The 12,338-nt window shown below is 48.9% G+C and carries 12 protein-coding genes; 5 read left to right on the top strand and 7 right to left on the bottom strand.

What is annotated here, in order from left to right:
* Positions 1–64: 64 nt before the first annotated feature.
* The 3 genes from ACTHUR_RS07000 (at position 65) to ACTHUR_RS06990 (ending at position 2,280) form a co-directional block, all read left to right on the top strand.
* Positions 65–397 (top strand): hypothetical protein, encoded by a 333-nt coding sequence (locus tag ACTHUR_RS07000; RefSeq protein ID WP_004519629.1) that lies wholly within the window; start codon positions 65–67, stop codon positions 395–397.
* Between the two features lie 612 nt (positions 398–1,009).
* On the top strand, positions 1,010–1,255 hold the full coding sequence (locus ACTHUR_RS06995; protein ID WP_004519627.1) for a DUF1289 domain-containing protein: 246 nt from the start codon (positions 1,010–1,012) through the stop codon (positions 1,253–1,255).
* Positions 1,256–1,293: 38 nt separating this feature from the next.
* Positions 1,294–2,280, top strand: coding sequence for a TraB/GumN family protein (locus tag ACTHUR_RS06990; protein ID WP_004519626.1), 987 nt, complete (start codon positions 1,294–1,296; stop codon positions 2,278–2,280).
* A gap of 98 nt (positions 2,281–2,378) precedes the next feature.
* Here the strand turns inward: ACTHUR_RS06990 and argF are convergent, their stop codons facing one another.
* The 7 genes from argF to ACTHUR_RS06955 form a co-directional block, all read right to left on the bottom strand.
* Positions 2,379–3,374, bottom strand: coding sequence for an ornithine carbamoyltransferase (gene argF / locus ACTHUR_RS06985; protein ID WP_004519625.1), 996 nt, complete (start codon positions 3,372–3,374; stop codon positions 2,379–2,381).
* Between the two features lie 146 nt (positions 3,375–3,520).
* Entirely contained in the window at positions 3,521–4,276 is a 756-nt protein-coding gene (locus tag ACTHUR_RS06980) for a methylated-DNA--[protein]-cysteine S-methyltransferase (RefSeq protein ID WP_004519623.1), read from the bottom strand.
* Positions 4,277–4,374: 98 nt separating this feature from the next.
* The gene (gene dapE / locus ACTHUR_RS06975; protein WP_004519622.1) at positions 4,375–5,508 is read right to left on the bottom strand and encodes a succinyl-diaminopimelate desuccinylase; all 1,134 of its coding nucleotides are present in this window, start codon (positions 5,506–5,508) and stop codon (positions 4,375–4,377) included.
* A 112-nt stretch (positions 5,509–5,620) separates the two neighbouring features.
* A complete protein-coding gene (locus tag ACTHUR_RS06970; RefSeq protein WP_004519621.1) occupies positions 5,621–6,241 on the bottom strand; it encodes a glucose-6-phosphate 1-dehydrogenase family protein in 621 nt (206 codons plus the stop codon).
* Between the two features lie 34 nt (positions 6,242–6,275).
* Positions 6,276–6,785, bottom strand: a complete 510-nt coding sequence (locus ACTHUR_RS06965) for a hemerythrin domain-containing protein (protein ID WP_004519620.1) — start codon at positions 6,783–6,785, stop codon at positions 6,276–6,278.
* Between the two features lie 92 nt (positions 6,786–6,877).
* Positions 6,878–7,456, bottom strand: coding sequence for an azurin (gene azu / locus ACTHUR_RS06960; RefSeq protein ID WP_003748712.1), 579 nt, complete (start codon positions 7,454–7,456; stop codon positions 6,878–6,880).
* A 291-nt stretch (positions 7,457–7,747) separates the two neighbouring features.
* Entirely contained in the window at positions 7,748–8,170 is a 423-nt protein-coding gene (locus tag ACTHUR_RS06955) for a DciA family protein (protein WP_039862113.1), read from the bottom strand.
* A gap of 154 nt (positions 8,171–8,324) precedes the next feature.
* Here ACTHUR_RS06955 and secA point away from each other — a divergent pair, with 154 nt between their 5' ends.
* The gene (gene secA / locus ACTHUR_RS06950) at positions 8,325–11,078 is read left to right on the top strand and encodes a preprotein translocase subunit SecA (RefSeq protein ID WP_049335622.1); all 2,754 of its coding nucleotides are present in this window, start codon (positions 8,325–8,327) and stop codon (positions 11,076–11,078) included.
* A gap of 132 nt (positions 11,079–11,210) precedes the next feature.
* Positions 11,211–12,311, top strand: coding sequence for a chorismate synthase (gene aroC / locus ACTHUR_RS06945; protein WP_440361196.1), 1,101 nt, complete (start codon positions 11,211–11,213; stop codon positions 12,309–12,311).
* Positions 12,312–12,338 lie beyond the last annotated feature (27 nt).

Below are 12,338 nucleotides of genomic sequence, written 5' to 3'. Positions count from 1 at the left end.
TAACATAAAACCATATTTTCCGCTTTATCAGAATTCAAAGTTAATTTGTATAGGCGCGTATCCTATGGTTACCGAACAGCAAAACGATATCCTCAGCATCAATCAAGTACAGCTTCTCCTTGCAGAAAAACGCACGGCACTTGCTATCATGCGTACGGGCATTGCCGTTTTCGCACTCCCTTTGTCTATTTTCAGTGCGCTGATTGCGACATCGAAATGGTACGAGGCCGTTGATGTTTGGCCTTTGCTCGTACTGGTCAGTCTGATGAACATCAGCTTGATTATTTTCTCGGTCTATCTAATTACCCGCTCGCTCCGTAGAATGCACCAATATGACCAGCTGATTGCCGATATCAAATACAACAATCAGTCTTTGCGCAAACTGATTAAGTCATAAAATGCAGATAGTTGGGGCTACACATAGGTCGTCTGAAAATCAAAATATAGCGGAACTCCAAATATGTATTAAAACATGATTCTGCCAAACATACCGTAATTATTCTTGGTGACGTTACTGTACACTTTGCTCCCCCATTTGAATCGATACGATACCATTGAAGTAATTGGGATTAAAATGAACAACAAATATAAAGAATGGATAAAAATCATACTGCTCCCTCATTTAATAACGGCTATTTTTTTAGGGCCAGCAATAATTGTTTTTTGGTCAGGTGGATTTATCGGTCTCTATTCTGTTATAAACGTGTTCAGTGAATTAGGATCGCTTAAATATTATATTTATATTGGAATTCCTTTAATTTTTATAATGTTCTTACTTGGGTTTTATTGGAGAAATCTGAAAATAGGGAAGATACTGACTTCTTCTGCGATATATTTATGGTTTCTCTTAGGTTTTTTATGCCTAGGGTGGCAGATATAAACTTATTGAAATGATCAACTCAATTGGATATTAGGAACCCTGCTGGATACACCGATCGTGTGTAGACAAATACGAATGCAGTCTGCAATTTTGGTTTGTCCAGTCTCTTGTCTCAAACGCTTTTAAAATATGGAACAACCTGATTTTTTCCCCATCCCCAGTCCCTGCATCGGCGTTTGTGAAGCCAATGCCAAAGGCTATTGCAAAGGCTGCCTGCGCAGCCGGGAAGAGCGCTTGTACTGGCTCCAGATGACCGACAGCCAAAAGCATCAAGTCATGCACCTTCTATCCCTCAGGAAAGCCAAAATCCGCAACCGCAAAATGGAAAAAACCGAAACGGGCGAACATCCGGTTCAAAACCTGCTCGATTTCTAAATTGCCCTTGCCTACCGCACACCACAATAAGGAAAAACATGAAAAAACTGCTTGCCTGCCTGCTTGTGCCATTGACTGCCCTCGCCCTGGGCGCCTGCAAACCCGCCGCGATCTCACCCGACAACAAACCTGCCGAACTTAACTGGCAGCAGCCTAAACTGACCAGCAATGTTTGGAAAATCAGCAAAGAAGGCCAACCCGATTCCTACCTGCTCGGCACCATCCACATGGGACGAACCAATCAAACTTTGTCTTCCGATGCGGTCAAACTGTTGCAATCCACCAACCAACTGACCACAGAAATTGACCCACTGCCGGACAGCAGTCCGGAAACGAAAAAAATGTATCAAAAATACTTCAAAGAAGTCATGAGTACCGAACCGCTTAGCCGCAAGCTTGGCAAAACAGATTTCCGTCTTTTACAAGAAATCTATTCAAAAAATGAAGAAAGCCGACCCATCACCAGAATTGCCGACAAACTCCACCCGTGGGCAGCATTGGTTTTTGCCGGCAGCGCATTTCCCCAAGGATATAGCGCAGAAACCGGTGCAGATATGTTGCTGACCAACGCAGCAGTCAATATCAACAAACCGCGTAGTTCATTAGAAAGCTTGGACGAAGTTTCCGCAATCTTCAAAGCACAGCCTGAAGAAACCATGCTCAACTTTCTGAAAGCCAGCATTAAAACCAATAAAGAAGAAACCGAAGATATCAAAAAACTCCATCAAGCCTATTCAGAAGGCCGCTTTGAAGAACTCATCCCACTTTTGGAAGAAACCGAACAGTGCACCCTCAAACGTGTTGATGCTAAACACGCCAAAGCCATGTCCGATTGGCTGAAAAACGACCTCCTGATCCGCCGTAACTTGGCATGGCTACCTGAAATCCGCAAGCAATCGGCCAAACAAAGCACCCTCTTTGCTGTCGGCATTGCCCATTTACCCAGCGGAAAAGGCTTAATCGAACTATTGCGTCAAGAAGGCTATCAAGTGACGCCCGAACCCAAAGTCCTGATTTGGCAATAAACCCAATCAAACAACAAGGCCGTCTGAAAGTCTTTCTTTCAGACGGCCTTTATTTAATCTCTATTAAATGAAGCGGTAAGCAGCGTTGAGCGCAAAACTCAATCGCCCAATGCCGCTACCATCACCGCTTTAATCGTGTGCATCCGGTTTTCTGCCTGATCAAACACAATACTGGCTTCGCTTTCAAAGACTTCTTCCGTTACTTCCACACCATTCAGGCCGAATGTCTCATAAATCCATTCACCGACTTTGGTTTCACGATTATGGAAAGCAGGCAGGCAATGCATAAACTTGACTTGCGGATTTTCAGCCGCGGCCATTAATTCGGGCGTAACTCGGTAATCTTTCAGCAAATCGATACGTTCCTGCCACGCCTCTTTAGGCTCACCCATGCTGACCCACACATCGGTATGGATAAAATCCACGCCTTTCACGGCTTCTTTCACATTCTCCGTCAACAGAATCCGTCCACCGGTCTCTTTGGCAACAGCCTGCACTGTCTCGATAATGTTTTCAGACGGCCACAAACTTTTCGGTGCACCGATACGCACGTCCATGCCCAGTTTCGCAGCCAACACCAGCAACGAATTGGCCATGTTGTAACGCGCATCACCGACGTAGGCAAACGCAATTTGGTTCAAAGGCTTGTTGCTATGCTCGCGCATCGTCAGCGCATCAGCAAGCATTTGAGTCGGGTGAAACTCGTTGGTCAAACCATTGAACACAGGCACGCCTGCATACTTGGCCAGCTCTTCCACCACATCCTGTCCAAAACCGCGATATTCGATACCGTCAAACATCCGCCCCAAAACCCGCGCCGTATCCTTAATACTTTCCTTATGCCCAATTTGGCTGGCAGAAGGCTCCAGATAAGTTACCCCTGCCCCTTGATCGCGCGCGGCCACTTCAAACGCGCAACGGGTGCGGGTCGATGTTTTCTCGAAAATCAGGGCAATGTTTTTCCCCTTCATCCGCTGCACCTCGCGCCCTGCTTTTTTAGCGGCTTTCAATTCGGCGGCAAGATCGAGATAGGCAGTAATTTCTTCCGGCGTGAAATCCAAAAGTTTTAAAAAATGGCGGTTTTTCAGGCTCATGTCTTATTTCTCTTTTTTCTAGCGTGGGCGTTGCCCAACATTTTTCTCCATGCAGATTTCGTCGGGCTTCCACCGACCTTCTGCTGCTCAATTTTTTTAACGTGCGAAGCCTGCCCGAAGCATGGCCCCTTATCCTCTATCAAAACTCAAAACAAGGCCGTCTGAACCTCGCCTCTCTCCAAGGCAAGCAACGATTGTTTGCGGTTCAAACCGCCTGCGTAGCCGGTCAGCTTACCGTCGCTACCGATAACGCGGTGGCAGGGAATCAAGATAGACACCTTGTTCTGCCCGTTTGCAGCGGCAACGGCGCGAATGGCTTTAGGATTGCCCAACTGTTGCGCCTGCTCCTTGTAGCTGCGCGTTTCGCCGTAAGGAATAGTCAGCAGCGCATTCCACACCTGCTGCTGAAAGGCTGTACCTATCGTTTCCAAAGGCGTCGCAAAAACTTTTAGACGGCCTTGGAAGTATAAATCCAATTCTTGACGCAAAAGTTGCGTTTGCTCATTTTCTTGGAAAATAAACTGTCCGTTCAAAGCTTTTTGGACAGCCATGATTTCCTGTTCCATATGTTTCTGCCCGACAAATTCCAGCAGACACAAACCCTTGCTGCCGAACACCGCCAACATCTCGCCCAACGGCGTGGCAACCGCGGCCGCAGTCAGTTCGTTCGGACTATCAGGATAACGCGTTTCCAACAGTCGGATAGCTCGGCGGATACGGACATATTCTTCAGGCGCACAACCGATACAGTCAATAAAATCCTGCTCAAACTGCTTGGCTTCGTGTTCGGTAAGACGCTCGTGCAGTAAGGCTTCGAGAGTAGCGGGAAAGTCAGTTTCCAACTGCTCTCGGATTTCATTCCACTTTGATGGAAGCTCGTTTAAAGAAGGCAGAGTAATCATATTTTGCCTTGTTCAATTATCGATAACTTAAGAGAAAACCGAAAGAGCAAAAGAATCGTATCGCCCTATCGTTTTTCAAAGCCTACGGTACGGCCTTTTCACTTCAACAGGCGTTTCAACATACCTTCATACACCGCCGACAACTTCGGAATATCTTCCAAACGTACGTTTTCGTTGATTTGGTGGATGGTCGCGTTAGACGGGCCTAATTCGATGAGCTCTTTCGCAATGGCTTTGATGAAGCGTCCGTCCGAAGTGCCGCCGGTGGTGGACAATTCAGCCTCAACGCCACAAATCTCGGCAATGGCTTCGCGTGCCACATCGGTCAGTTTTCCTGCCTGTGTCAGGAAAGGTTGGCCTGAGCAAGACCACTGCAAATCGTATTGCACGCCGTGTTTATCCAAAATGGTATGAACGCGTTGTTTCAGCCCTTCTTCAGTAGACTCGGTAGAGAAACGGAAATTGAATTTGACGTTTAGCTCGCCCGGAATCACATTGGTCGCGCCTGTGCCGCCGTTAATATTGGAAATTTGGAAACTGGTCGGCGGGAAGTATTCGTTGCCCTCGTCCCAGACTTCCTGCGTCAGCTCCAGCAAGGCCGGGGCAAAAGTATGCACGGGATTGATTGCCAAATGCGGATAGGCAATATGGCCTTGCTTGCCTTTGATGGTCAGATTGCCCGACAACGAGCCGCGTCGGCCGTTTTTCAACATATCGCCCAATTTATCCACGGCAGTCGGTTCGCCGACGATACAGTAATCAATCAATTCGCCACGCGCTTTCAATACATCGACAACTTTGGTTGTGCCATCCAGCGCATCGCCCTCTTCGTCTGAAGTAATCAGGAGCGCGATACTGCCTTGATGATCGGGATATTCGGCAACGAAACGCTCACAGGCGGTAACGAAGCAGGCAATGCTGGTTTTCATGTCCGCCGCGCCGCGGCCATACAGACGGTCTTCACGCTCGGTCGGTTCAAACGGAGGCGAATCCCATTTTTCAACAGGACCTGTCGGCACAACGTCGGTATGTCCGGCAAAGCAGAACACCGGAGCCTGAGTACCGCGGCGCAACCAAATGTTTTTGGTGTCGCCGAAATGAAGCTCTTCTACGGCAAAACCGATTTTTTGCAGGCGTTCGGCCAGCAGTTGTTGGCAGTTTTGGTCATCCGGCGTAACGGACGGGCGGGAAATCAGCTCTTTGGCAAGCTCTAGGGATTGGGTTTCGGTCATATTTGCTCACTTTGAGAAACAGGCCGTCTGAAACGTTCTGAATATGATTTTCAGACGGCCTTGAGTTTATTTGAAGATACTGAATGGGCAGTTTCCCTTTCTGCATCCTGATTTATTTTCCATGACAAGCTTCATACAGCGGCAGTAAGTCTTCCACTGTTTCCACTATCCATTTCGCGACATCCTGCTTGCCCAAATCATCGCGTTCGATGTGTTTGCCGATACAGAAGAAATCTTTATCGTCTCGAAGCTTTCTATCGCCGTCGCTTTGTTGGGCAACGGTACGATAATCGTCATATTCGCTTTCCGCACCGTGCCACATATCGAAGGAAGCGTATTTTTCAGTATCAAAATTATCCAGCCAGCGGTTGTAATCAGGCAGCGCAATGGGAGAAACATCGGCTTTATAGCAATGCCAGTCCAAGCTGACGCTCAAACGGCGGCGATTCAGCAAAATCGATAAAATCGCTGCGGAATTTTTATATTGTTCGTATTTGAAATAGGCAAAAAAATGGGCGCGGACCTGCCAGCCGTTACACCAGCGTTCGATATGCGGCGGCGCAAACGGTGCACCCAATTCGGCGGCAACCTGCTGGATTAGCTGCTGCCATACCTGCCAGTTTTCTTTATAGTCTGCCTTGATTTGCGGAATGCTTTCAGGCTGGTATTTTTTAAGCTGGGAAAACTGGAAAAAAGGGATATTGAACAAATCGCAACTTTTTGGGGTCAGCATAGTGTATTCCTTGAGACGATTGTTTCAGACGACCTTATTTGCGGCGGCGTGCAGCCATAATTTCGCCGATTTCGGTCAGTTTTTCTTTGGGGATAAAGGTTTTGCCCATATCAAATAGCGGCTCTTCAATCGCCAGATGAACATCATATCCTGCGACAAAGCGTTTGAACGTTTCCGCATCGGGGATATAGGCGTTGTCTGCTTCGAGTTTGGCGAATTCGGCAGATACCGCCGCCCAGTTGTTGTGCAGGCTGATATGTTGGCGCAAAAGCTCGTCAACGCTTTCTTGAGCTTGCGGCGCATATTGCAATAGAAGCGGGAAGAAATTTTCTTCTTCGTCTTCATGGTGCAACGGCGCGGCAACATTAAAATATTGGGCAATTTGGCGGATGGTTTGCAAAACGATTTGATTGCAGCCGTTTTCGGCAATATAGTTCGACAACATGGCAACCTGGCTGCAGAAACGGCGCACTTTGCCATGACAGGCGTACAGCATTTCAATGGGTTCGGCAAAAGTAACGCTTTTGGTTTCAAACGGATTCATGGTTTTGAAGTTTTATTCTTAAATTAATGTTTCCAGATTATAACAAAACAGCCTGCGCAAGGCAGGCTGTCTGTTTTCGAGCTTGAGGCGGATTAGTCAACCAAAGTAACTTTACCGTTCATCAAAGCGCCGTGACCTGGGAAGGTACAAGCGAATTTGTATTCGCCGCCGGCCAATTTAGCAGGATCCAGAGTCAGGGAAGCTTCTTCGCCGCCGCCAACCAGTTTGGTGTGGGCAACAACGCGTGCGTCGTCAGGTTTAACGTAGTCAGTTGCAGCAGCACCGGCACCGTCTTTGAAAATACCGTCCATGTCTTCGGCTTTACCGATGACGATGTTGTGACCCATGCTTTCTTTAGGTTGGGTACCAGTGTGTTTCAAAGTGATGGTGAATTCTTTACAAGCTTTGCTCACTTGGATTTCTTTAGTGTTAAACTGCATAGCGTCGTTGGCTTCAACAGTAGTTGCGCAGTTGCCGGCAGCAGGAGCGGCGGCAGCATCGGCTGGAGCAGCTTCAGAGGCAGGAGCGGCATCGGCAGGTGCAGTAGTTTCTGCAGGAGCAGCTTCAGAAGCAGCGGAAGCAGCAGGTGCTTCAGCAGGTTTTGCAGCTTCTTGAGAGCATGCAGCTAAGCCGATAACGGCAGCGGAAATCAGAGCCAGATAAGCTTTCATTGATGTATCTCCTAATGATGAGAGTCTTGTTAAGTTCTATTAATAGAACCCGCGCGAATATATTAACAAAGACAAATGTCAAACTTAAACTTATTCACGCAGAGTGATAAGAAATTCAGGCGTTATTTTGCTACAAACTTCACACGAAATCAAAATTTCAGGCCAAGTTTACATCAGTTTACCTAAAAGAAAACAGTTACTGTTTAGGTCGTATTTCTTTAGTATTAGATGCTATCAGTCAAATGAAATAAATTTTAACATTTATTAACCATAATCTCATTCGGCATGATTTTAGCGGCTGTGCTTGCGCACCAATTCTGCCAATGCCGCCGCCAATTCGGGATGTTTGCCTTCCAATTTGGCTGCCGCCTCATCGAAGCTGTCTAAAGCTGCCTCGCTCAATCTCAAACTATTGGTTTTCGGCTGAGCCGGAGGCTTGGGAACTACCCTGACCACCACTTCCCTGACGCCTGTATGCAATGTTTGCAACTTGGGCAACATGGCAGGCAGGATCATTTTCAAACGCGAAGCAGCCATATTATTGGCGGCAAGCAAGACCAATCTTCCGTCTTCTACGCAGGCCGTCTGAAAATGCGGATGCAGGTTGGCCGGCAAAACCGTTTTGATTTTTGCATCCAATTTCCGCCATTGTTGCGATTGTTGCAACAAGCCCGCCAATAAATGATTGCGCTTGCCTAATTGTGCTAAATCCATATATTTCAGACGGCCTCTCAGTAAATTAACCAAACAATTACAATTGAAATACAGCAAAACCGCCTTTATTTCAAACAGCATTACCGCGTTATACAAGCGCTTGTGTTAAAATCCCAATTTCGCCCACTATTATATCAAGGCGCAGGAATTATTCATGCTGACAAACATTGCTAAGAAAATCTTCGGCAGCCGCAACGACCGCCTGCTGAAACAATATCGTAAATCCGTTGCCAAAATCAACGCGCTTGAGAAACAAATGCAGGCATTGAGCGATGCAGAACTGCAAGCTAAAACAGCCGAATTCAAACAACGTCTCGCCGACGGACAAAGCCTGGACGACATCTTGGTCGAAGCCTTTGCCGTCTGCCGCGAAGCATCAAGCCGTGTATTGGGCATGCGCCACTTTGATGTACAGCTTATCGGCGGTATGGTTCTGCACAACGGCAAAATCGCCGAAATGCGTACCGGTGAAGGTAAAACTCTGGTGGCCACCCTTGCCGTTTACCTGAATGCATTGTCAGGAAAAGGCGTCCACGTCGTTACCGTCAACGACTACCTCGCCTCCCGTGACGCGAGCATTATGGAGCCTTTGTACAACTTCTTAGGCTTGAGTGTCGGCGTGATCGTCGCCGATTTGCAACCTTTCGAACGCCAAACCGCTTACGGTGCCGACATTACTTACGGCACCAACAACGAATTCGGCTTCGACTACCTGCGCGACAATATGGTTACCGACCAATACGACAAAGTTCAGCGCGAATTGAACTTTGCCGTTGTCGACGAAGTGGACTCCATTCTGATCGACGAAGCGCGTACGCCGCTGATTATTTCCGGCCAGGCAGATGACAACATCCAGCTCTACCGCGTAATGGATGCCGTTCCGGCCCACCTTATCCGCCAAGAAACCGAAGAAGGCGAAGGCGATTACTGGGTAGATGAAAAAGCACACCAAGTTATTCTGAGCGAAGCTGGTCACGAACACGCCGAGCAAATCCTGACACAAATGGGCTTATTACAGGAAAACGACTCGCTCTACTCTGCCGCCAATATTTCCCTGATGCACCACCTCATGGCGGCATTACGTGCGCACACCCTGTTCCACAAAGACCAACACTACGTCATTCAAGACGGTGAAATCGTGATTGTGGACGAATTCACAGGCCGTCTGATGGCCGGCCGCCGTTGGTCCGAAGGCTTGCACCAAGCTGTTGAAGCCAAAGAAGGCGTAGAAATCAAACGCGAAAACCAAACGCTTGCATCTATTACCTTCCAAAACTACTTCCGCCTGTACAGCAAACTATCCGGTATGACCGGTACGGCCGACACCGAAGCCTTCGAGTTCCAAAGCATTTACAACCTCGAAACCGTCATCATCCCGACCAACCGTCCTGTACAACGTAAAGACTTCAACGACCAAATCTTCCGCTCAGCTGAAGAAAAATTTGAAGCCGTTGTCAAAGACATTGCCGAATGCCACAAAAACGGTCAACCGGTTTTGGTCGGCACCACCAGCATCGAAAACTCCGAACTGGTTTCTGACTTGTTACACAAAGCCGGTCTGCCGCATAACGTTCTGAACGCCAAAGAACACGAGCGCGAGGCATTGATTGTAGCTCAAGCCGGTAAAGTCGGCGCAATTACCGTTGCCACCAACATGGCAGGCCGCGGTACCGATATTGTTTTGGGCGGCAACCTCAAACATCAAATCGAAGCCATCCATGCCGATGAAACCCTGAGCGAACAGCAAAAACAAGCGCAAATTTCTGCCCTTGAAAGCGGTTGGCAAGCTGAACACGACCAAGTTGTGGCCGCAGGCGGTTTGCATATTATCGGTACAGAACGCCATGAAAGCCGCCGTATCGACAACCAGTTGCGTGGTCGTGCCGGCCGTCAGGGCGACCCCGGCTCCAGCCGTTTCTATCTATCGTTTGAAGATCCATTGTTGCGCCTGTTTGCACTCGACCGTGCCGCCGCCATCCTCAACCGCCTGGCACCTGAACGCGGCGTTGCCATCGAACACGGCCTGCTGACCCGTCAAATCGAAGGCGCACAACGTAAAGTCGAAGGCCGCAACTTTGATATGCGTAAACAGGTTTTAGAATATGATGACGTTGCCAACGACCAACGTAAAGTGATCTACCATCAACGCAACGAAATCCTGACCAGCAAAGATGTCAGTGATTTGACCCGCGAAATCCGCGCCGACGTTATCAGCGACTTGGTTGATTACCACATCCCGCCTGACAGCATGGAAGAGCAATGGGACATTCCAGCACTGGAGCACCAACTTGCCGCCGATTTCCGCCTGCATGTCGATATTAAAGGCTGGCTGAAAGAAGACAGCACTTTGGACAACCAAGACATTAAAGAACGCCTCATCAAGCGCATCGAAGACGAGTATGCCGAAAAAGTTGAATTGGTCGGCAAACAGGCTATGTCAGACTTCGAACGCAATGTTATGCTGCAAGTTATCGACAACCAATGGCGCGAACACCTCGCCGCTATGGACTACTTGCGCCAAGGTATCCATCTGCGCAGCTATGCTCAGAAAAATCCGAAACAGGAATACAAACGCGAAGCTTTCGCCATGTTTGAAAATCTGTGGCGCGGTATCAAACAAAACATTGCCGCTTTGCTGACTGCCGTTCAAATCGAGCGCAATAGCGAATACGACCACACCGCCGCACAAAGCGTCAGCGATGTTCAAACCGTCCACTCCGATGCGCCTGATATGGAAGAATTGCTCGGTCAATCGCAAACCGATTTGGTTACAGAAGCGTTCGACCCTGACGGCACAGACTTCAGCCCTGAAGCGCTTGCACAAAACGGCCTGATTGTTCACCGCAACGATCCTTGCCCTTGCGGCAGCGGCCTGAAATACAAACAGTGCCACGGTAAATTGAACTAAGTAGTCATCTCAAAAGGCCGTCTGAACGGTGAAACGAGAATCTTTGATTTCGTTCTCACATCTGTTCAGACGGCCTGAGAATTATCCAAACAAGTAAAAAATTTCCAAACCCAATTTCAAAAGAGTATCCCTATGGCAGGCAATACCTTCGGACAAATCTTTACCGTTACCACTTTCGGCGAAAGCCACGGCGCAGGCTTGGGCTGCATCATCGACGGCTGCCCGCCAGGATTAGAATTGAGCGAAGCGGATATCCAATATGACCTTGACCGTCGCAAACCCGGCACCAGCCGCCACGTTACCCAACGTCGCGAAGCCGACCAAGTCGAAATCCTCTCCGGCGTATTCGAAGGCAAAACTACCGGTACACCTATCGCTCTCCTAATCCGCAATACCGACCAACGCAGCAAAGACTATGGCAATATCGCCACCAGTTTCCGCCCCGGACATGCCGATTACACCTACTGGCACAAATACGGTACACGCGACTATCGCGGCGGCGGTAGAAGTTCCGCCCGCGAAACCGCTGCCCGCGTTGCAGCCGGAGCAATTGCGAAAAAATGGCTGAAAGAAAAATTCGGCACGGAAATCACCGCCTACGTCACCCAAGTCGGCGAAAAAGAAATTCAGTTTGAAGGCTACGAGTACATTTCCCAAAATCCCTTCTTCGCTGCCAACCAAAGCCAAATCGCCGAGCTGGAAAACTATATGGACAGCGTGCGCAAATCGTTGGATTCCGTCGGCGCGAAACTGCATATCGAAGCGTCCAACGTCCCCGTCGGCTTGGGTGAACCCGTTTTCGACCGCCTCGATGCCGAAATCGCCTACGCCATGATGGGCATCAACGCCGTCAAAGGCGTGGAAATCGGCGCGGGCTTCGGCAGCGTCGTCCAGCGCGGCAGCGAACACGGCGACGAACTCACCCCGCAAGGCTTCCTGTCCAACCACTCAGGCGGCATCTTGGGCGGCATCAGCACCGGACAAGACATTCATGTGAATATTGCCATCAAACCGACCAGTTCCATCGCCACACCGCGCCGCAGTATTGATATAGAAGGCAACCCTGTCGAGCTTGCCACACACGGTCGCCACGACCCCTGCGTCGGATTACGCGTCGCTCCGATTGCAGAAGCCATGCTGGCCTTGGTATTGATTGACCACGCCTTACGCCATCGCGCGCAAAATACCGACGTAGTGGTTGATACGCCAGATATTGCCAAAACTCGCGGGTAAAATCTAAAAAGGTCGCCTGAAAACGCC

The organism is Neisseria sp. P0021.S007 (assembly GCF_051956855.1).
This window is presented reverse-complemented; position numbering and strand designations above follow the sequence as displayed.